This is a genomic window from Afipia sp. Root123D2 (assembly GCF_001425835.1).
Taxonomy (GTDB): domain Bacteria; phylum Pseudomonadota; class Alphaproteobacteria; order Rhizobiales; family Xanthobacteraceae; genus Afipia.
In genome coordinates this window covers 566,582-585,346 of record NZ_LMDP01000003.1, presented here as the reverse complement: position 1 = coordinate 585,346, position 18,765 = coordinate 566,582, and the positions used below count along the sequence as shown (strand labels likewise).

19 protein-coding genes are annotated in these 18,765 nt (G+C 61.8%); 10 read left to right on the top strand and 9 right to left on the bottom strand.

The annotated features are described in order from the left end of the window. The first annotated feature begins 40 nt into the window (after positions 1-40). Both pcaH and pcaG read left to right on the top strand, forming a co-directional pair. Positions 41-748: a protocatechuate 3,4-dioxygenase subunit beta gene (gene pcaH / locus ASC80_RS17975; protein WP_056300084.1), complete on the top strand. Its 708-nt coding sequence runs from the start codon at positions 41-43 to the stop codon at positions 746-748. Then, positions 741-1,328, top strand: coding sequence for a protocatechuate 3,4-dioxygenase subunit alpha (gene pcaG / locus ASC80_RS17970; RefSeq protein ID WP_056300082.1), 588 nt, complete (start codon positions 741-743; stop codon positions 1,326-1,328). Before pcaH ends, pcaG begins: the two co-directional genes overlap by 8 nt. Positions 1,329-1,337: 9 nt before the next feature. Here the strand turns inward: pcaG and ASC80_RS17965 are convergent, their stop codons facing one another. The 4 genes from ASC80_RS17965 to ASC80_RS17950 form a co-directional block, all read right to left on the bottom strand. Further along, on the bottom strand, positions 1,338-2,849 hold the full coding sequence (locus tag ASC80_RS17965) for an MDR family MFS transporter (RefSeq protein ID WP_056300965.1): 1,512 nt from the start codon (positions 2,847-2,849) through the stop codon (positions 1,338-1,340). Positions 2,850-2,896: 47 nt separating this feature from the next. Further along, on the bottom strand, positions 2,897-4,063 hold the full coding sequence (locus tag ASC80_RS17960; RefSeq protein ID WP_056300079.1) for an HlyD family secretion protein: 1,167 nt from the start codon (positions 4,061-4,063) through the stop codon (positions 2,897-2,899). A gap of 4 nt (positions 4,064-4,067) precedes the next feature. Beyond that, positions 4,068-4,526 carry a MarR family winged helix-turn-helix transcriptional regulator gene (locus ASC80_RS17955; protein WP_056300077.1) on the bottom strand — a complete coding sequence of 153 codons (459 nt, stop codon included), beginning with the start codon at positions 4,524-4,526 and terminating at the stop codon, positions 4,068-4,070. A gap of 130 nt (positions 4,527-4,656) precedes the next feature. Beyond that, entirely contained in the window at positions 4,657-5,766 is a 1,110-nt protein-coding gene (locus tag ASC80_RS17950) for a patatin-like phospholipase family protein (RefSeq protein ID WP_056300074.1), read from the bottom strand. Between the two features lie 209 nt (positions 5,767-5,975). On the opposite strand from ASC80_RS17950, the gene ASC80_RS17945 reads away from it, so the two are divergent. From ASC80_RS17945 to ispG, 3 genes are all read left to right on the top strand, one after another. Then, positions 5,976-6,467, top strand: a complete 492-nt coding sequence (locus ASC80_RS17945; protein WP_056300071.1) for a Fur family transcriptional regulator — start codon at positions 5,976-5,978, stop codon at positions 6,465-6,467. A gap of 79 nt (positions 6,468-6,546) precedes the next feature. Beyond that, on the top strand, positions 6,547-7,488 hold the full coding sequence (locus ASC80_RS17940) for a DMT family transporter (RefSeq protein WP_056300962.1): 942 nt from the start codon (positions 6,547-6,549) through the stop codon (positions 7,486-7,488). Between the two features lie 13 nt (positions 7,489-7,501). Then, positions 7,502-8,791 carry a flavodoxin-dependent (E)-4-hydroxy-3-methylbut-2-enyl-diphosphate synthase gene (gene ispG, locus ASC80_RS17935; RefSeq protein WP_056300068.1) on the top strand — a complete coding sequence of 430 codons (1,290 nt, stop codon included), beginning with the start codon at positions 7,502-7,504 and terminating at the stop codon, positions 8,789-8,791. A gap of 72 nt (positions 8,792-8,863) precedes the next feature. On the opposite strand, the gene ASC80_RS17930 is transcribed toward ispG, so the two are convergent. The 3 genes from ASC80_RS17930 to ASC80_RS17920 all read right to left on the bottom strand — a co-directional run bounded on the left by ASC80_RS17930 (position 8,864) and on the right by ASC80_RS17920 (position 12,235). Beyond that, positions 8,864-10,471: a Na+/H+ antiporter gene (locus tag ASC80_RS17930; protein WP_056300065.1), complete on the bottom strand. Its 1,608-nt coding sequence runs from the start codon at positions 10,469-10,471 to the stop codon at positions 8,864-8,866. Positions 10,472-10,573: 102 nt separating this feature from the next. Further along, entirely contained in the window at positions 10,574-11,203 is a 630-nt protein-coding gene (locus ASC80_RS17925) for a DUF1345 domain-containing protein (protein WP_056300960.1), read from the bottom strand. 105 nt (positions 11,204-11,308) lie between these two features. Beyond that, a complete protein-coding gene (locus ASC80_RS17920; protein WP_056300957.1) occupies positions 11,309-12,235 on the bottom strand; it encodes a polyprenyl synthetase family protein in 927 nt (308 codons plus the stop codon). Positions 12,236-12,414: 179 nt separating this feature from the next. Here ASC80_RS17920 and mtgA point away from each other — a divergent pair, with 179 nt between their 5' ends. The 3 genes from mtgA (at position 12,415) to ASC80_RS24200 (ending at position 14,255) form a co-directional block, all read left to right on the top strand. Further along, positions 12,415-13,089 (top strand): monofunctional biosynthetic peptidoglycan transglycosylase, encoded by a 675-nt coding sequence (gene mtgA / locus ASC80_RS17915; RefSeq protein ID WP_056300063.1) that lies wholly within the window; start codon positions 12,415-12,417, stop codon positions 13,087-13,089. 137 nt (positions 13,090-13,226) lie between these two features. Next, the gene (gene rpmF, locus ASC80_RS17910) at positions 13,227-13,412 is read left to right on the top strand and encodes a 50S ribosomal protein L32 (RefSeq protein WP_056300060.1); all 186 of its coding nucleotides are present in this window, start codon (positions 13,227-13,229) and stop codon (positions 13,410-13,412) included. Positions 13,413-13,550: 138 nt separating this feature from the next. Beyond that, positions 13,551-14,255, top strand: coding sequence for a hypothetical protein (locus ASC80_RS24200; protein WP_056300057.1), 705 nt, complete (start codon positions 13,551-13,553; stop codon positions 14,253-14,255). Between the two features lie 45 nt (positions 14,256-14,300). On the opposite strand, the gene ASC80_RS17900 is transcribed toward ASC80_RS24200, so the two are convergent. Next, positions 14,301-14,636 carry a hypothetical protein gene (locus ASC80_RS17900; RefSeq protein ID WP_056300055.1) on the bottom strand — a complete coding sequence of 112 codons (336 nt, stop codon included), beginning with the start codon at positions 14,634-14,636 and terminating at the stop codon, positions 14,301-14,303. A gap of 279 nt (positions 14,637-14,915) precedes the next feature. Here ASC80_RS17900 and ASC80_RS17895 point away from each other — a divergent pair, with 279 nt between their 5' ends. Continuing rightward, entirely contained in the window at positions 14,916-16,616 is a 1,701-nt protein-coding gene (locus ASC80_RS17895; RefSeq protein WP_056300953.1) for a putative bifunctional diguanylate cyclase/phosphodiesterase, read from the top strand. A gap of 74 nt (positions 16,617-16,690) precedes the next feature. On the opposite strand, the gene phaR is transcribed toward ASC80_RS17895, so the two are convergent. Beyond that, the gene (phaR, locus tag ASC80_RS17890) at positions 16,691-17,293 is read right to left on the bottom strand and encodes a polyhydroxyalkanoate synthesis repressor PhaR (RefSeq protein WP_056300052.1); all 603 of its coding nucleotides are present in this window, start codon (positions 17,291-17,293) and stop codon (positions 16,691-16,693) included. 282 nt (positions 17,294-17,575) lie between these two features. Here phaR and ASC80_RS17885 point away from each other — a divergent pair, with 282 nt between their 5' ends. Beyond that, the gene (locus tag ASC80_RS17885) at positions 17,576-18,751 is read left to right on the top strand and encodes an acetyl-CoA C-acetyltransferase (RefSeq protein WP_056300050.1); all 1,176 of its coding nucleotides are present in this window, start codon (positions 17,576-17,578) and stop codon (positions 18,749-18,751) included. Positions 18,752-18,765 lie beyond the last annotated feature (14 nt).

Genomic DNA, 18,765 nt, shown 5'->3' with positions numbered 1-18,765 from the left:
CAATAAAGCGGAGCGCTGAAGCGGAGAGGCAGATGCAAAGATGACCCTGATCTATCCGCGCGACAGCAATGCCGCTCACGCGCCCCGCCTGTCACCCGACTACAAGAGCACGATCAAGCGCGCGCCGTCCAAACCGCTGATAGTGATGCCGCACACCCTGTCCGAATTGACCGGACCGGTATACGGCCATGAAACCGTGCGCGAGCACGATCACGATCTGACGATCCAGCACAAGGGCGAACCACTCGGCGAGCGCATCATCGTCCACGGTCATGTGCGCGACGAGGACGGACGCGGCGTGCCCAATACGCTTGTCGAGATCTGGCAGGCCAATGCCTGCGGCCGCTACATTCATGTCGGCGATCAGCATCCCGCGCCGCTCGATCCGAACTTCACCGGCGCCGGCCGCGCCCAGACCGATGCCGAGGGCTACTACAAGTTCATTACCGTCAAGCCCGGCGCCTACCCCTGGGGCAACCATTACAATGCGTGGCGGCCGGCCCACATCCATTTCTCGGTGTTCGGCTATTCGTTCATTTCGCGCATCGTGACGCAGATGTACTTCCCCGGCGATCCGCTGTTCGCTTACGATCCGATCTTCAATTCGGTGCCGGACGAGAAGGCGCGGATGCGAATGGTGTCGAGCTTCGATCTCGAAAACACCAGGCCGGACTGGGCGCTGTGCTATCGTTTCGACATCGTGCTACGCGGGCGCAACGCGACGCCACTGGATTCCGACGATGACTAAGATCACGCCTTCGCAGACCGTTGGCCCGTACTTCAAATACGGGCTGACGCCCGGCGGCAGCTATCATTGGAACGACGCCTTCGGCAATGATCTACTGACGCCGGACGTCTCTGGCGAGCGTATCCGTATCGTCGGCCGCGTGTTCGACGGCGACGGCAAGGTCGTGCCGGATTCGATGCTGGAAATCTGGCAGGCCGATGCGCAGGGCCGCTTCGCCGATCCGCAGGATACGCGCGGCGTTCCCAATTCGGCGTTCAAGGGTTTTGGCCGCTGCGGCACCAGCCCGGACGGCGAGTTTTCGTTTCACACCATTAAGCCGGGCGTCGTGCCGGGCCCGAAGGGCAAGCCGCAGGCGCCGCACATCGTGATGGCGGTGTTCGCGCGCGGCATGACCCAGCAGACAATGACCCGAATCTACTTCGAGGGCGATGCGGCCAACGCCGGCGATCCGATCCTTGCGTTGGTGCCGGCCGATCGCCACGCCACGCTGATCGCCAAACGCGAACCGGGCGAGGGAAGCGTTTATCGCTTTGACGTTCACCTGCAGGGCGACGGCGAGACGGTGTTCTTCGATCTTTGATCGCAGCCGTTAGTCGATTACCGCAGCGTGGTCGGGTGCCTGCGATTGCTTTTGCATCGCTGCTTTGCTTGATCCGATCATCATCGCCATCGGGATCGCGCACAGGGTCACGATCAGAACCATTTGATAGTCGTGCGAGAAGGCGATGATCTGCGCCTGTACGTTGACAAGAACGTCCATCAATGCGCGGCCCATATCGGTGTTCAGGTTGAGCGAGCGGGCGACATCCTGCATCTGCAAGGCGTGATTGAATGGAGTCACGTGCTCGCTGAGGATGGCGTGGGCTTCGCGCGTGCCTGACGTCAGCTTGGCGATCACGATGGAAATGCCGATCGAACTGGCGACGTTGCGGACCAGCGTCAACATCGCAGTGCCGTCGGTGCGCAAGTGGTTGGGCAGAGTCATGAAGGCCACGGTGCTGAGCGGTACGAATACCAGTCCCAGTCCGAAGCCCTGCGCGATACTGACGACAACAATCTCCGGCACGCCGGTCTGGTCGGTCCAGCCCGTCATGATAAACAGTGAGGCCGACATCAGGATCATGCCGCTCGCGATCAGCGTGCGCGCTTCGATGTATTTCATGAAACGGCCGACCAGCATCATTGCAACGAAGGTTCCGACCCCGCGGGTTGCGAGCAGCAGACCGGCGGTCATGATCGGGTAGCCGATGACGTTCTGCAGATAGGGCGATGCCAGTGCCATCGTGGAATACAGCACAAGCCCCATGATCGCCATGAACACGCATCCGCTGAGGAAGTTGCGATCCTTGAATATCGCAAACTGGACGAACGGCCGCTGGCTCGTGAGCGAATGGGCGAGGAAGTAGTACAGGCCGATAACGGCAATGATGCTCTCGATCACGATTTCCGGCGAGTTGAACCAGTCGAGCTGTTCGCCGCGGTCGAGCGCAAGCTGCATGGACCCGATGCCGATCGCGAGCGCCGCGAAGCCGAACCAGTCGAAGCGCAGGTTCAGATCGAGATCGGTTTCATCCATGAAGGCGATCAGGCCCAGCACGGTGATGATCCCGAACGGCAGGTTGACGAAGAACACCCAGTGCCAGGAATAAGTCTCGGTCAGCCAGGCGCCGAGCGAGGGGCCCATGATTGGGCCGAGCATCACGCCCATGCCCCAGATCGCCATGGCCTTGGCGCGCTCATGCAGCGCGTAGGAATCGAGCATGACAGCCTGGGACAGCGGCACAAGGGCTGCGCCGAACACACCTTGCAACAGCCGGAACAGCACCATCTGGGTGATGTCCTGTGCGAGCCCGCACATGACGGATGCTACGGTGAAACCGGCCGAGCAGACAATGAAGACCTTCTTCCGGCCGAAGCGGTTGGCGACCCATCCGACCGGCGCAGTCATGATCGCGGCCGCGACGATGTAGGAGGTCAGCACCCAGTTGATCTGGTCTTGCGAGGCCGAGAGTGTGCCTTGCATGTAGGGCAGGGCAACGTTCGCAATCGTGGTGTCGAGTGCCTGCATGATGGTCGCGGTCATCGCGCAGATCGTGACCATGTTGCGGCGAAAGCCCGGGACCGCCGCCGTGGAGGTGGCGGCGGCGGTCACCGGGTTTCCTCCTCGGCCGAAGCGGAGGAGAAACCAAACAGGCGCGCCAGCGAACGTTTGTGTCCGGTGTCGATCCAGACATAGGTGCTCATGCCGGCCTTGAGTTTGCGCACAGCGGCGTCATGCTTGTCGAAATAGATGCGCACCGGCACGCGCTGCACCACCTTGACGAAATTGCCGGTGGCGTTCTGCGGCGGCAGGATCGCGAATTGTGCGCCGGTGCCGGGGCTGAGCGAGCCGACGGTGCCCTTGAACGTATGATCGGGGAACGCGTCGATCTCCATCGTCACCTGCTGGCCGGGCGCGACATAGGTCAGGTCGGATTCCTTCAAGTTTGCGTCGACCCATGGCGCTGCGTCGTCGATGATGCTGAACACCGGCGTGCCGGCGGGCACGAACCGACCGAGCTGAATCTGATCGACCTGCGTGGCGGTGCCGCTGATCGGCGCGCGCAACACGGTATGGTCGAGATTGCGCTGCGCATCATCGCGCTTGGCCTTGGCTTCGGCGTAGGGCGGAAACTGTTCGAGCGGCAGGTCGGGATTGCCGAGCAACTGATTGCGCGCGGTCGAGAGCTGCTGCTTGATGAACTGGACTTGCGCTTGCGCCGTCACCAACGCAGTCGCACTGGTGTCGAGGTCGAGCTGCGAGCCGGCATTGCTTTTGACCAGCGAGTTCTTGCGCTCGACGTCGCGTTGTTTCAGTCCGACGCCTTTCTGCGCGAGATCCACCATCTGGGCGTAGATCTGGATGTTGGCGCGGAGGTTGTCGTAATTGGTCTTGGTTTGATCGAGAGCGGCCTGCGCCTCCTGCAGCGCCAGCCGGAACGGCATCGGATCGATTTCGAACAGAACGTCATTGGGTTTGACGCGCTGGCCTTCCTTGACAACAACCTTGTCGATCTTGCCCGAGATGTCCGGCGTGATCAGGACCTTCTGGGCGCCGACGTAGGCGTCGTCGGTTGTCGCGTAGCGTCCGCCAGAGAGATAAAACACAAGGCCTCCGATCAGGGCGATAATCGGAATCACCACAAGCAGCAGTGTTCGCCGCCGTTCGCGTGCGCGTTGCCGCCATGACTTGCGGGATGTGTCGCGCGGCGCCTCCGGCGCCGGTTGCTCGGGTTTCTTTTGCTCTGTCGGAAATTTTACGACTGGTTCAGCCATAGCGCTAATCTTTCACCTTGCTGTCGGCGCTCTGGATAGCGTCACGGACATTGTCTTTGATGGCTTCGAGTTGCCGGACCAGGCTCCTGGCTTCGGCGGCGTTCATGTGACTCAGTGCGGTCTGGGTGATGTCGGCGCGCAATTCGCCGAGTTTCTTCAGCAGCGGGCGAGCGGCGGGCCGGAGATAAAGGCGATTGGCGCGGCGATCGTTAGCGTCGGTCCGGCGCTCGATCAGATCGTTGCGGCACAGGCGATCGATCAGGCGGGTCAGCGAGATCGGCTGCATCTCCATCATTTCCGCGAGTTCGGACTGTTTTAGCCCCTCAGTGCGCTCAAGTTTGGCCAGCACCGCCCATTGCGCGCGGGTGATGCCAAAGCGCGTCGCCTGCTTGTCGGCATAAAGCCGCAGCATCCGCTGGGTCTCGAAAAGCGCGAACAGAAAATCGACATTGGTTTCGGGCACGGCTGCCTCTCAGTATGCAAGCTATATAATAAGCTAGCTTACTAATTTTTACAGCCGGGAAAACGAATACATGTCATGCAAAATGCGGATGAATAGAGAAGCGCAGTATATTCAACTAATTACAGCGAACCTAAGCCCATTCCACGGCGGATTCGGCCGCCACGTCAATCGAACTGCGCTGGCCGATATCGTCGAAATGCCGGTCGAGAAATTTCTTGCCGGCCCGCATGCCGGCGCGATGCAGCAGTTCGAAGAAATCGTAATCCGTCTTCATCTTGCTCGAGGCGGCGAGCCGCGTGCCGAGCCCTCCGAGATCGATGCGATGAATGTTCAGCCGGCGGTATTCGCCTTTGCCGGTGCCGCGCGGCAGGCGTCCTTCGTCGATCAACTGATTGACGAAATCCATCGTGCGCAGTTCGGAGATCAAGGCCGAGTTGAAGGTGATTTCATTCAGCCGGTTGATGATCTCGGCGGACGTTCGCGGCGTCGCTTCGCGGGATACTGGATTGACCTGCACCACGAGCACGTCCTCGGCGTCGGTGGAGTGCAGAAACGGGAAGATCGCCGGATTGCCCATGTAGCCGCCATCCCAATACGGGATGCCGTCGATCTCGACGGCGCGGAACAGAAACGGCAGCGCCGCCGACGCCATCACCGCATCGGCGGTGATCTTGTTACTGGGAAACATGTGCAGCCGCCCGGTGTGAACGTTGGTTGCCGAAATAAACAGAGAGAGATCGGTGTTGCTGCGCAGCGCGTCGAAATCGACAAAGCGCTCGATCAGATCGCTCAGCGGATTGATGTTGAGCGGATTGAGTTCGTACGGCGAGAAGTAATGCGACATCGCCTCGAACCAGTTCTGTACCGGCGTCGCGGCGAACGGCATCAGCGAGAACAGCCGGTCGGCCAGTGCGCGCTGCACCGGCGGAAGCTCGCCGCCGGCGCTGGCGGCGCGCCAGAACGCGGCGAGGCGCTTGCGTGCCTCATCAGGGCCGCCGCGTATAAGTCCGTCGGCCAGCATCACGGCATTGACCGCGCCGGCCGAGGCGCCGGAGATTCCGGTGATCTCCAGCCTGCCGTCGGATAGCAAATGATCGAGGACACCCCAGGTAAAGGCGCCATGGGATCCGCCACCTTGAAGCGCGAGATTGATTTTCTTCGCGGTTGGTGGCTTCGGCTTGCGTGAGCTGGTGCTCCACGGCGTCAGGCTGTCGAGGTAGGATTTGAGATTGGCCGCCACGGGCGCTCCTTTCTCTCAGGACCGAACGGATGATATGGTCCGGGTCCTGGCGCGCTTTGGCGCAGGTGATGCAGGTGATTAAGTGTGTCGGATCATCTGGTGCTTCTATGGTGCAATGCAATAGATAATGCTGCATTGCGAAATATTCATGATGGCAGGGTGTTGAAAAAGCACGCGAAACCGGCCTCGTTGGGTGACATGGTTCCATAATGACGCTGACAAAACCGGCCTTTCCCACACCCGGTCACGATCACGGCAGGTGCACCGAAGATGCGATCGCCCATGCCGAGCGCATTTGCCAAAATCGCGGACAGAAGTTCACGCCGATCCGGCGGCAGGTGCTCGAGGCGCTGCTGTCGAGCCACCGCCCGCTTGGCGCCTATGAGGTGATCGATGCACTGGCGAAGGACATGCCGCGTCCCGCGCCGATTACGGTTTATCGCGCACTCGATTTTCTCATGGAGAACGGGCTCGTCCATCGCATCGAAAGCCGCAACGCGTTTCTTGCCTGCGCGCATAATCACGATGCCGGGTCAGTGGTCGCGTTCCTGATTTGCGAAACGTGCGGGTCTGTCGGCGAATTTCCTGCTACAACTCTGGCGAAGAATTTCAACGACGCCGCGCGCAGCACCGGCTTCGTGCCGAAAATGTCGGTGGTGGAAATCACCGGGGTCTGCGCCCATTGCCAGAAGGCGGCGTAGTCACCACAAAATCATGTTGCTCTCCTGCTGTGACCTGCAGCAAGAACAACAACACGGCGGGAAGCCGGACCGGAGCGTCATGCCGAAAAATCAGAAAACACCCGGGGCGCGCCCGCTCGATGCGATGGCGATCGCGTTGATGCTGATGCTGTGCCTGAGCTGGGGCTTCAACCAGATCTCGGTCAAGGTCGCGCTTCCTGACATTCCCCCGTTCACGCAGGCGACGATCAGGTCGATCGGCGGGCTGCTGGTCATCATGCTGGGTGCATGGCTGCGCGGTGTGAAAATGTTCGAGCGTGACGGCACGCTCGGCGCAGGCCTATTTGCCGGTGTTCTGTTCGGCTTCGAATTCATCCTGATTTATCGCGGGCTGGTCTACACCACGGCGTCGCGCGCCGTGGTATTTCTCTACGTCGCGCCGTTCGTGGTCGCGCTTGGCTCGAAGCGGTTTCTCGGAGAGCACCTGACGCCGATGCAATGGGGCGGACTTGGCCTGTCGTTCGCCGGCGTCGCGCTCGCGATCGGCGTGCCGCAAGCCTCGGTCGATACCAGCGTAATCCTGGGCGATCTGATGATCGTCGGTGGTGGTGTGCTGTGGGCAGGGACCACGCTCGTGGTCAAGGCAACAAGGCTTCTTCATGCGCCCGCGGAGAAGATGCTGGCCTACCAGGTCGCTGTCTCGATTCCGATTCTCGCCGCCGGCGCCTGGTGGTCCGGCGAGCAGATCACCCATATGCCGGGGATCGTCGCCTGGGGGTCGATGATCTATCAAACGGTGTGGATCGTCGGGACGACGTTCCTGATCTGGTTGTTCCTGGTGAAGTATTATTCGGCCAGCAAATTGTCGGCATTTACCTTTTTGACCCCTTTATTTGGTGTAATTGGGGGCTATTTCATCATGCATGACACCCTGACGCTGGCATTCGGCGGAGCGGCCTTACTGGTCATGGCCGGGCTGTTTCTGGTAAACCGGCGCCAGGAAGTCGCCGCCGATCCCCTGTTTCCTGTCACAAAGACCTGATATTTGGCCCCCCATGACTGATCTCCAAGAACGAACCAAGACCATCGAGGCCGGACCGAAAGGCCGCCACCGGACCGTTCAGGTCGTCGTCGGCGGCGTGAAGGTTGGCGGCGGTGCGCCCATCGTGGTGCAGTCGATGACCAACACCGACACGGCTGACATCGAGGGTACAGTGAACCAGGTCGCGGCGCTGGCGCGAGCCGGTTCCGAAATGGTGCGCATCACTGTCGACCGCGACGAAGCGGCCGCGGCGGTTCCTCATATCCGCGAGAAGCTCGACAAGCTCGGCGTCGACGTGCCGCTGATCGGCGACTTTCACTACATCGGCCACAAGCTTCTGGCTGAGCATCCGGCCTGCGCTGCGGCGCTCGCCAAGTACCGGATCAATCCGGGCAATGTCGGTTTCAAGAACAAGCGCGACAGCCAGTTCACCGACATCGTCGAAATCGCCATCAAGAACAACAAGACCGTTCGCATTGGTGCCAACTGGGGTTCGCTCGATCAGGAATTGCTGACGCGCCTGATGGAAGAGAACGCCAAGTCACCGAATCCGATCGACGCTCGCGCGGTGACGCGCGAAGCGATGGTGCAGTCGGCGCTTCTGTCGGCGGCGCGCGCCGAGGAAATCGGCCTGCCGAAGAACAGGATGATTTTGTCGGCGAAGGTTTCCAACGTGCAGGATCTGATCGCGGTCTATCGCGAACTCGCCGCACGCTCCGATTACGCAATCCATCTCGGTCTCACCGAAGCCGGCATGGGCTCGAAGGGCATCGTCGCATCGTCGGCGGCGCTCGGCATTCTGCTTCAGGACGGCATCGGCGATACCATCCGCGTCTCGCTGACGCCCGAGCCGGGCGGTGATCGCACCCTCGAAGTGAAGGTCGGTCAGGAAATCCTGCAGACCATGGGCTTCCGCACCTTCGTGCCGCTGGTCGCGGCATGCCCGGGTTGCGGCCGCACCACTTCAACCGTGTTCCAGGAACTGGCGCGCGACATTCAGGCTTTTATCCGCGATGAAATGCCGAGCTGGAAAACGCGCTATCCCGGCGTCGAGCAGCTCAATGTTGCGGTGATGGGCTGCATCGTGAATGGCCCCGGCGAATCCAAGCACGCCGACATCGGCATTTCGCTGCCGGGCACCGGTGAAACGCCGGCCGCTCCGGTGTTCGTCGATGGCCAGAAATTCCGTACCCTGCGCGGGGCGACTATCGCCGCCGACTTCAAGTCGCTGGTGATCGACTATATCGAGCAGCGCTATGGCGCGAGCAGCAGCAAGGCGCCGGCCGTGACCGCGGCGGAATGATCGCCCGATAAAATCTTAGGCATGAAGACGATATGTAGTGGCCGGGATTGCCCGGTCATCGGCATTTCCGATCTAGAGCGGCGCGTTCTTCTCGCGGTTGTCGACCACCGCTTCCTCGAGGTCGAGATCGCGTTCGATCCGCCGCCGCGTTTCGTCGGTGATCTGCCCCTCGCGCAAAAGCTTGTGCAACAGTTTGCGCTCGATGTTGATCATCTCGCGAACCAGCCCGGCTCCCTTGGTGGCAGGCGTATGCTGACCTTCCTCGGTGGGAGGATCGGGCAGTGCCCGCATCCGGGTTTCGTGGCGCGCTTCGAGGAATCGCGCGAGGCTTTCCGGCAGATTGCGCTCGGCGATGATCGTCTTCAGCGAGCCGCGCGCCGCATGGAGGATATTCCGCCGCGCTGTGATCTCGGCCTCGCGTTCGTGAATCGCTTCGGCGTGGCCGTGTTTTGACAGACCAAGCACATTAACCAGCAGCGGCAGCGTCAATCCGATTCCGATCAGTGTGACGCAGATCACCCCGAAGGAAACAAAGAGGATCAGATCGCGATGCGGGAAGTCGCTGCCGTCAGGCAATGCCACCGGTAGTGCCAGTGCGACGGCCAGTGACACCACCCCGCGAATGCCGGTGAAGCCGATGATCACGACCGAACGCCAGTCGGGCGTGGGGTCTCGCTTGGAAAGACGCTTGCTAAATGCGCGCGTCAGATAGGTGCCGGGGAAGACCCAGAGAAAGCGCGCCACGATGACGATGGCCGAGATCAGCGCGACGGCGGCGAGCACTTCGTTCAGCGGAGTGGCCTTGGCTTTCTCCATGAGCAGCCGCATCTGGAATCCCGCCGACAGGAACAGCACGCCTTCGATCAGCCAGATCACGAAGTCCCAGAAGAACACGCCTTGCAGGCGTGTTGCGGCCGAAATCAGCAACGGTCCGTTCCAGCTGACGTAAAGCCCCGCGGCGACTGTGGCGAGGACGCCGGAGCCGCCGAAATGTTCGGGAACCCAGAACGCGAGATACGGCGTCAGCAGCGACAGGCAGATTTCGACACGCGGATCGCGCGACCACTGGCGGAGTCGCAGGCTGAGCCAGCCGACGGCGATGCCGAACAGCACTTCACAGGCGACGATCGCGACGAACGACTCAGAGGCTTTGGTCAGTGAAAATGTGCCCGTGCTGACCGCCAGCACGGCAAAGCGATACAGGATCAGGGCGGTGGCATCGTTGGCGAGACCCTCGCCTTCGAGAATGACAAGGATGCGATGCGGCAGATTGAGCCGCCGCGCGATCGCCAGCGGTGCGACAACATCGGGCGGCGATACGATGGCGCCGAGCACGAAGCCGACGCCCCACGGCAGGCCGAGAATCCAGTGCGCGGCGCCCGCCACGGCGCAGGTGGTGAAGATAACGCAGCCGATTGCGAGCAGGGTGATCGGCTGCAGATTGGCCTTGAACTCGCGCCAGCTCATCGAGACGCCGGCCGAATAAATCAGCGGCGGGAGAACCAGAAGTAGCACGCCCTCCGGCTTCAGCTCGACGACCGGGAACCCCGGCACGAAGGCCAGCGCGATGCCGACCAGCAAGAAGACGATGGCGGGCGCGAGCGCCAGCTTCCGCGCCACGATCGCGGATGCCGACAGCGCAGTCAGGATCAGCAGAAACGTAAAAAAGCCTTCGATCATGGCAGCGGAAATCCGAACGGATCATCATGGTTTGCAAGCGGGCAGTGTCGCCAATATGTCGTTTGCCCCGGGAAATTGGAATGGCTTGCGTCCCGCGGCCGCCTAGATTGCGCTGGCGGCGATATTCACCATCAGCGCGAGCAGCGCGGTGTTGAAAATGAAAGATACGATGCCGTGCGCGGTGGCGGTGCGGCGGATTAGCCGATCGGTGATGCCGACATCCGAGACCTGCGCGGTCATGCCGATCACGAACGAGAAATAGACGAAATCCCAGTAGTCGGGTGTGTCGTCGCCGGGAAAGGCGAGACCGCCCGCCTTGGCGTTACGATAGTAGTCGTGCGCGTAGTGCAGCGCGAATGTTGTGTGGATTGCGATCCAGGTCAGGGTGATGGTCGTCACCGCCAGAACCAGTTGCAGGGGCTGTCGCGGCGTTTCGCCGAGTACGAGAATGATCGCCGCGAGGCTGGCGAACGCTCCGACGCCTGTCATCCCGAGGATGATGAACCGTCCGTCGTCCTGAAGCCTCACTTGTCGGCGGATGTGGTCCGTATTGAACGAAAACATCGTCGCATAGGCGAATGCGAGATAAAGCGCGATGAAGATGTCCCAGGCGATCAGAAGGCGCGTCGCCGGCTGCCATGCATCAGGCATGAACAGCAATGAAGCAAGGCCGAGGGCGAGCGCGGTGAAGGTGCGTCGCCGCCCGTAGACGATGCGCACCGCGGTCGGCATTTTCTCGAATCGCGCAATAAAGTCGTCGCCGTGCGCGGTGCCTTCGTCCTTGTTTTTTCCGGAGGATGGCTGGCGCGTCACGGCCCTGGGTTGCTTTCTGTGGCGTCAGTTCTGCCGCTCGGCGACGAAGCGTGCTGCGGCGCGCAGGACGTCACCCCTGGCGCCAAATGGCGCCAGCGCAGCATCCGCCTGTTTCAGGAGATCTCGCAATCGCGCCTTGGCACCATCCAATCCCAATTGCGTGACGAACGTGGTCTTGCCGAGTGCGGCGTCCTGTCCCGCGGGCTTGCCGAGCGCGGCCGCGTCGCCTTCGACGTCGAGCAGATCGTCGGCGATCTGGAAGGCTTCGCCGAACGCGTGTCCATATGCGTCGAGCGCGGTGTATTGATCCTTCGAAGCCTGACCGAGAATCGCGCCGGCGATGCAGCCGTATTTGAGCAGCGCGCCGGTTTTCATTTGCTGGAGTCGCGCGACATCCGGCGGCTCGCGGTCGCCGAAGCGGCCTTCGCCGGCGAGGTCGAGCATCTGGCCGCCGGCCATGCCGCCGATGCCGGAGGCGCGCGCCAGCGCCCGCGTCAACGCCAGACGCACACCGGCGTCACGATGCACTTCGTCGCGGGTGATGATGTCGAACGCCAACGTCAGCAGCGCATCGCCCGCAAGGATCGCGGTGGCATCGTCGAATTTTTTGTGCGCCGTCGGCCGGCCGCGCCGCAGGTCGCTGTTGTCCATCGACGGCAGATCGTCGTGAATCAGCGAGTAGCAGTGGATACACTCGAGCGCGGCGCCAGCCATCAGTGCGCCGTTACGAGGGATGCCGAACATGTCCGCGCTGGCAACCACGAGAAACGGCCGCAGCCGCTTGCCGCCGTTCAGGCTCGAATAGCGCATTGCCTCGATCAGGCGATGCGGGCGGGCAATCTCGCCGGGCAGCGTCGCATCGGCCAGCAGCTTGCCGAGCAGGGTCTCGGTATCGGCCGCGGTGGCGTCGAGCAGTTTCATGAAATCTTGCGGGGAAGTGCCGGTCGTCATCGAAAACTCCAGGAATTTGGCGGGACAATCGGTCATGCGACCGGCCGCGTCAATTCCAGCCGGCGGGCCGATTCCGCTGGAGCCGCCAACACGGTTTCTGTTAGCTAAAGGCCTTCGGAACGCCTTGTGTGGCGGGGAGGGTGGTGCGGCGATCGTCCGCATGAGCAATCAGGGAAGCCATGCGACGAGCGATCCGCGTAATCCTGCTGGTGATCTTTCTGGCGATCCTGTTGCCCTATCTGCTGGCGCCGCTCTATGCCGCCGGACATCCGGTCTCGACCTTGATGATCGGGCGGTGGCTGACCGGCCAGCCGGTTACGCGCGACTGGGTCGATCTCGATGCGATGTCACCGGCTTTGCCGGCTTCGGTGGTGGGGGCTGAGGATGCGAAATTCTGCCGCCATCACGGGATCGACTGGGATTCCGTGAGCGAAATTATCGAAGACGCCCAGGATGGCGAGTTCGTGCGCGGCGGGTCCACCATCACCCAGCAGGTCGCCAAAAACCTGTTTCTGTGGCCGGGCCGCAGTGTGATCCGCAAGGCACTGGAGTTTCCGCTCGCGCTTTGGATCGATTTCGTGCTGCCGAAAAAGCGGATTTTGGAACTCTATCTGAACATCGCGGAACTGGGCCCGGGCGGCCAGTTCGGTGCCGAAGCCGGATCGCGCTATGCCTTCGGCCGCCCGGCCTCGTCCCTGTCGGCCCGGGAAGCTGCCCTGCTGGCTTCGATCCTGCCCAATCCGATCACCCGCAGCGCCAAAAAGCCGGGCCGTGGGGTCAGCCGGATGGCCGGAACCTACATGGCTCGGGCGCGATCGCCTGAAATCCTCCATTGCTGGGGCCGGGGACGATGATTTTAAGGTCTTTTTCGGCCATTTCAGCCGGTCTCGGGCCTAGCGCTAAGTCCATCCTTCATCTATAAGCGCGGCCTCAATCCCAATTTCCGGAAAGCGCCCGCCCGGCGGGCCTGCTTTGACCAGAGGACTAATCCATGGCCGTTCCACGCAGGAAAACATCGCCGTCGCGCCGCGGAATGCGCCGCTCTGCCGACGCGCTCAAGAAGCCGACTTACGTCGAGGACAAGGATTCTGGCGAATTGCGCCGTCCGCATCACCTCGACCTCAAGACCGGCATGTACAAGGGCCGCCAGGTCCTGAAGGTCAAGAAAGACAGCTAAGCCCGGGTCCGTCAGGACACGGGTGAGGTACGGCCGCGCGATAATGTGATGGCCGTGGGGCTTGCGACAAAGCGGGCGCAGCGCGTAGACGAAATAGCTCCGCGAAAGCTAAAGAGCATCCGATCAGAAAGCCCGCCGATGCCGACAATCGGTTTTCCGCTGCTTCTTATTCCGTTCGCCCTTTACAATATCATCGTTTTTCTGATGCCCGGCGTGGCTTTCACTGCGCCGGTCGCGACGCTTGCGCTGCCGTCCGGCGTATCGTGGACGTTTACGTTCGGCGATGTGCTGCTGGCGCTGGGCCTGATCCTGTTGCTGTTCGAGGTCGTCAAGGCCGCGCGGCCCGGCTCCAAATACGTAACCGACCATTTGCTGTCACTTGGGGTGTTCGGCGGCGCAGCTGCCGAATTCCTGCTGCTCAAGCCGTTCGGCACCTCGACGTTTTTCCTGCTGACGCTGCTTGCCGGCGTGGACTTTCTTGGCAGTGCGTCGATCGCATTGCGCCGTGACCGGCGGCGTGCTGCCGCGCCCGCTCCTGCCGTCGTGGTCCCTGCGCCGGCGCCGGTCGAAGAGCCTTTACGGTCCGCGCCGCGCGTCGAACCGGTGATCGAGCCGTCGCCAAAGCCGGTGCCCGAGCCGGTATCGCCGCCGCCGATTGTGACGGTCGCGCCGCAGGACAACGCGCCGGTCACGGCTGAGCACAAGGCGCCAGACAAGATCGCGAACTGGAATGTTTCGGAGATCGTGTCGGGAATCGAAACCCCGCCCGACAAGGCTCCCGAGTCACATGCTCCCAAGGCGCCGGATTCGAAGATCGAGCCGAAGCCGTCCGACAAGCTCTGACATCGGCAAAATGCTGGGCCTCTCGTGCGGCGGCGACAATCCGTTTTATGCGGTTCGTGACAGTGTCGCTGAACCGTGTGGCGCCGTCGCGGTGCCGGTCGTGAGCCGGTAGCGCGTCAGGGCATCGGCTGGCGAAGCCCGCCGCAGCGACCTTGTCTGAGGTTCATGGGCGGCTGTCGCGATCAGATGGGTCACGAACGCCGCGTCGGGGCGGCCTGAGTGCGGGGCGGGCTGGGCGCGCAGCGGCGGCGGCTGGAGAGGGATCAGGGCGGTGCCATTGCCGTTGTGAGCAGCTGTGGACGCGGTTTGAACCGGGCTCGCCAGCGGGCTGGTGCGGTCTGTCACATGCCCCGAAACCGGGCCGATCCCAATGGTTCTCATGCGCAATCCGATCGGTTGTGTCTCATTTCGGGACAATTCAACCCCGATTGGAATCGGCGTCGCAAGGATCGTGCCGTGCCGTTCGGTAGAAGCCTGCCTCCGTTTCGGGGGTGACCGGTCGGCTGCTTTTTATAATCTTTAGGAACTGCGGCTAGTCTGATCGGCGCAGGAAGCACTATTCTGAAAAACGAATCACTATCCGTGTCCCAGAACGAGGCGATTTTGGCAGCCGCCCATCCATCCACCATCGATGGTCTGATCCCCCGCTCGCCGTCCGAGATTGTCGCGCCGCGCAAGCCGTCGCGCCCGGACGCGTCGGCGATTCTGTCGGCGCTGGGGCAGGCGACGTTCGTCTGGGATCTGGTAACCGACGCGCTCGTGTGGAGCGATAACGTCGCCGCGGTTTTCCCCGAGTTTCCGGCACCGATGCTGGCGACGGCGAATGATTTCGAGAAACTGATCGAGCCTCAGCCCGGCATCAGACGCGATGCGATCGTCAGTGCATCCGCGAAGGGTGCCGGCCGTGGCGCCCGCTACCAGATCGAATACGGTCTGCGCGCATCCACCACGGCGCCTGTAATCTGGGTCGAGGAAAGCGGCTTCTGGTCCGCCGGCGCTGACGGCGAGCCGGCGCGCGTCGTAGGCATCGTCCGTATCAACAGCGATCACCATGCCCGCGAGGAACAGCTTCAGAAGCTGTCGCAACATGATCCGCTGACCGGGGAACTCAATCGCTCCCATCTGGTCGTCTCGCTCACCGAGATGATGGAAGAGGCCACGCGGTTTCGCTCGTCGTTCGCTTTCATGCTGGTCGGTATCGATCACCTCTCCCGTCTCAACGATGCGTTCGGTTTCGACGTGGCGGACGAGGTGATCCTTGATGTCGCCAAACGGATTCGCGCCCGCTTGCGTGGTGGCGATGTAATGGGTCGCTTCTCGGGCAACAAGTTCGGATTGATCCTGAAGAACTGTACCCCTGATGACATGAATATCGCCGCCCAACGTTTCCTGGCCGGAATCCGCGACGAGGTGGTGCCGACGAAATCAGGTCCGGTTTCGGTTACCGCCTCGATTGGTGCCGTCAACGCGCCGCGCTACGCGCGCAACGCCGAAGAGGCCATGAGCCGCACCCAGGAAGCGCTCGAGATGGCCAAGGCGCGCCGCCGCGGTTCGTTCACGATGTGGCGTCCGAATGTCGAGCGTGACGCGCAGCGCCGCGTCAACATCCGCGTCACCGATGAGATCGTCACGGCGCTGAACGAACGCCGGATCGTGATGGCCTTCGAGCCGGTGGTGGATACGCGATCCAGGAAGCCTGCGTTCTACGAATGTCTGGTGCGGATGCGGCGCGATGACGGGCAGTTCTCGCTGGCGCCCGACATCGTGCCGGTCGCGGAAAAGCTCGGCCTGATCCGGCTGGTCGATCATCGCGTTCTTGAACTGGTGATCGCCGAGCTTGCGGATGCGCCGGGCGTTCAGATGAGCCTGAACATCTCGCCCGACACCACGATGGATCCGGATTGGTGGTCAAGCATCGAGACCTTGTTTCGCGCCCATCCCGGCGTCGCCGAGCGGATGATCGTGGAGATCACCGAGACGGTCGCGATCCAGGACATCGACGACGTCCGCGGCTTTGTCACGCGGCTGAAGAATCTAGGCTGCTGGATTGCGATCGACGATTTCGGCGCGGGCTATACGTCGTTTCGTAACCTGCGCAAGCTTGGCGTCGACATCGTGAAGATCGACGGCGCTTTCGTGCAGAACATCGCGCGATCGTCGGACGATCGTGCCTTCGTGCAGACCCTGATCGATCTGGCTCATCGTCTCGATATCAAGACGGTTGCCGAATGGGTACAGGACGAGGAAGCCGCATCCTTCCTGCGGGACTGGGGCTGCGATTACATCCAGGGCCGCCTCATCGGACTCGCTTCGGCGAGCCGGCCGTGGGGGCCGCAACCTGCCCGCATCGCGCAGGGTTAGCCCGGTATTCTGAAAGCAAAAACCCCGCATCTGATTAATGCGGGGTTTTTCAGGATGGGTGCGGCGCGATGCCTTTAGCTGCTGCCCTTCTCGGGCTCGCGCGACATCCGTTCGAGCCGCTCCTGCATGTCCTTCATCTGGCGGCGAAGATCGTCGATGTCGTCGCTCTCATGAGGGGAGTTCGCGGAGTTGCTGTCGGACGAAGGAGTATCTTCCTTGCGCGCCGGCGTGAACGGCTTGAACATCGAGAACGTGCGCTCGAACATTTCCATGTTGCGGCGGACATGCTCTTCCAGCGGCGCGAAAGGTGTCCCGCTGAAGGTGTTGGTCATCTGCTTGCGGAATTTTTCCTGTTCGCGCGTCAGGGTATCGATCGATTGTTCGAGATATTTCGGCACCACCATCTGCATGCTGTCGCCATAGAAGCGGATCAGCTGACGCAGGAATGTGGTTGGCAGCAAATTCTGCCCCGCCTTGTTTTCCTGTTCGAAAATGATCTGAGCCAGAACCGAGCGGGTGATGTCGTCGCCGGTCTTTGCGTCATAGACGAGAAAGTCTTCGCCTTCCTTCACCATCGCCGCCAGGTCTTCCAGCGTCACATAAGTGCTGGTGCCGGTGTTGTAGAGTCGCCGGTTGGCGTATTTCTTGATCGTGATCGGTTGGTCGGATTTCGCCATAAGCAATCACACCTAACATACCGAGGAATGGAACCGGCGGATGCCGCCGAACGCAATGCAAACAACGCATTGCACAAACTAAGCATTTTAGGTTCGGCTCGGCTACCGTTTTGTGCGGCACGGTTAACATGGGGCGGTATCCCGGTCACTGCAAGATCAGCCGTTTCGGCGCTGGACAGGAAGTTTGGTTGACACGCAAGGCTGAGGTTAACAGGATAGTGCAGTGCACAGGCCCCGCTATCCCGGCGGGCGGCCTTAGCCTTTAAAGACCAGGAGATGCCCATGTCCGACGATGTCGTCATCGTCAGCGCCGCTCGTACCGCCGTCGGTTCGTTCAATGGTGCGTTTGCAAATACACCCGCCCATGAACTCGGCGCTGTTGCGATCAAGGCGGCGCTGGAACGTGCCGGCATCGAACCGGCACGCGTGTCCGAAATCATCATGGGCCAAATCCTCACGGCCGCCCAGGGCCAGAACCCGGCCCGTCAGGCGGCCATGAAAGCCGGCATCCCGGTGGAAAGCCCGGCATGGGGCATCAACCAGCTTTGCGGTTCCGGGTTGCGCACCGTCGCGCTGGGCTACCAGGCGTTGATGAATGGCGATTCCGAGATCGTTGTCGCTGGTGGCCAGGAATCCATGAGCATGGCGCCTCATGCGCAGCATTTGCGCGGCGGCGTGAAGATGGGCGCCTTCGACCTGGTCGACACCATGATCAAGGACGGCCTGTGGGATGCGTTCAACGGCTACCACATGGGCAACACCGCAGAGAACGTTGCGCGTCAGTTCCAGATCACGCGTCAGCAGCAAGACGAGTTCGCGGTCAAGTCGCAGAACAAAGCGGAAGCGGCGCAGAAGGCCGGAAAGTTCAAGGACGAGATCGTGCCGTTCACGGTCAAGACCCGCAAGGGCGAGGTCGTCGTTGACGCCGATGAAGGTCCTCGCCACGGCGCGTCGGTTGACGCAATGGCCAAGTTGCGGCCTGCTTTCGAGAAGGAAGGCACCGTGACTGCCGGCAACGCGTCCACCATCAATGACGGTGCTGCTGCGCTGGTGCTGATGACCGCGAAGCAGGCGGCCAAGGAAGGCAAGACGCCGCTTGCGCGGATCGTGTCGTGGGCCCAGGCCGGTGTCGATCCGTCGATCATGGGCACTGGTCCCATTCCGGCATCGCGTGCGGCGTTGAAGAAGGCGGGCTGGAAGCCAGGCGATCTCGATCTGATCGAAGCCAACGAGGCGTTTGCCGCGCAGGCTTCCGCCGTCAACAAGGAGATCGGCTGGGATCCTGCGAAGGTCAACGTCAATGGCGGCGCTATCGCCATCGGCCACCCGATCGGTGCGTCGGGTGCACGCGTGCTGGTGACGCTGCTTCATGAAATGCAGAAGCGTGACGCCAAGAAGGGCCTTGCGACACTTTGTATCGGTGGCGGCATGGGCATCGCGCTCTGCGTCGAACGATAGACAGTTTTACAATT

Excerpts from the sequence above, each read along its gene's own strand:
- rpmF (WP_056300060.1), top strand. The coding sequence starts at position 13,227 with ATGGCCGTTCCACGCAGGAAAACATCGCCGTCGCGCCGCGGAATGCGC.
- pcaH (WP_056300084.1), top strand. The coding sequence starts at position 41 with ATGACCCTGATCTATCCGCGCGACAGCAATGCCGCTCACGCGCCCCGC.
- ASC80_RS17925 (WP_056300960.1), bottom strand. The coding sequence starts at position 11,203 with ATGCCGACCGCGGTGCGCATCGTCTACGGGCGGCGACGCACCTTCACC.
- ASC80_RS17920 (WP_056300957.1), bottom strand. The coding sequence starts at position 12,235 with ATGACGACCGGCACTTCCCCGCAAGATTTCATGAAACTGCTCGACGCC.
- ASC80_RS24200 (WP_056300057.1), top strand. The coding sequence starts at position 13,551 with ATGCCGACAATCGGTTTTCCGCTGCTTCTTATTCCGTTCGCCCTTTAC.
- mtgA (WP_056300063.1), top strand. The coding sequence starts at position 12,415 with ATGCGACGAGCGATCCGCGTAATCCTGCTGGTGATCTTTCTGGCGATC.
- phaR (WP_056300052.1), bottom strand. The coding sequence starts at position 17,293 with ATGGCGAAATCCGACCAACCGATCACGATCAAGAAATACGCCAACCGG.
- ispG (WP_056300068.1), top strand. The coding sequence starts at position 7,502 with ATGACTGATCTCCAAGAACGAACCAAGACCATCGAGGCCGGACCGAAA.
- ASC80_RS17960 (WP_056300079.1), bottom strand. The coding sequence starts at position 4,063 with ATGGCTGAACCAGTCGTAAAATTTCCGACAGAGCAAAAGAAACCCGAG.
- pcaG (WP_056300082.1), top strand. The coding sequence starts at position 741 with ATGACTAAGATCACGCCTTCGCAGACCGTTGGCCCGTACTTCAAATAC.
- ASC80_RS17940 (WP_056300962.1), top strand. The coding sequence starts at position 6,547 with ATGCCGAAAAATCAGAAAACACCCGGGGCGCGCCCGCTCGATGCGATG.
- ASC80_RS17965 (WP_056300965.1), bottom strand. The coding sequence starts at position 2,849 with ATGGTCACGATCTGCGCGATGACCGCGACCATCATGCAGGCACTCGAC.
- ASC80_RS17945 (WP_056300071.1), top strand. The coding sequence starts at position 5,976 with ATGACGCTGACAAAACCGGCCTTTCCCACACCCGGTCACGATCACGGC.
- ASC80_RS17900 (WP_056300055.1), bottom strand. The coding sequence starts at position 14,636 with ATGAGAACCATTGGGATCGGCCCGGTTTCGGGGCATGTGACAGACCGC.
- ASC80_RS17930 (WP_056300065.1), bottom strand. The coding sequence starts at position 10,471 with ATGATCGAAGGCTTTTTTACGTTTCTGCTGATCCTGACTGCGCTGTCG.
- ASC80_RS17885 (WP_056300050.1), top strand. The coding sequence starts at position 17,576 with ATGTCCGACGATGTCGTCATCGTCAGCGCCGCTCGTACCGCCGTCGGT.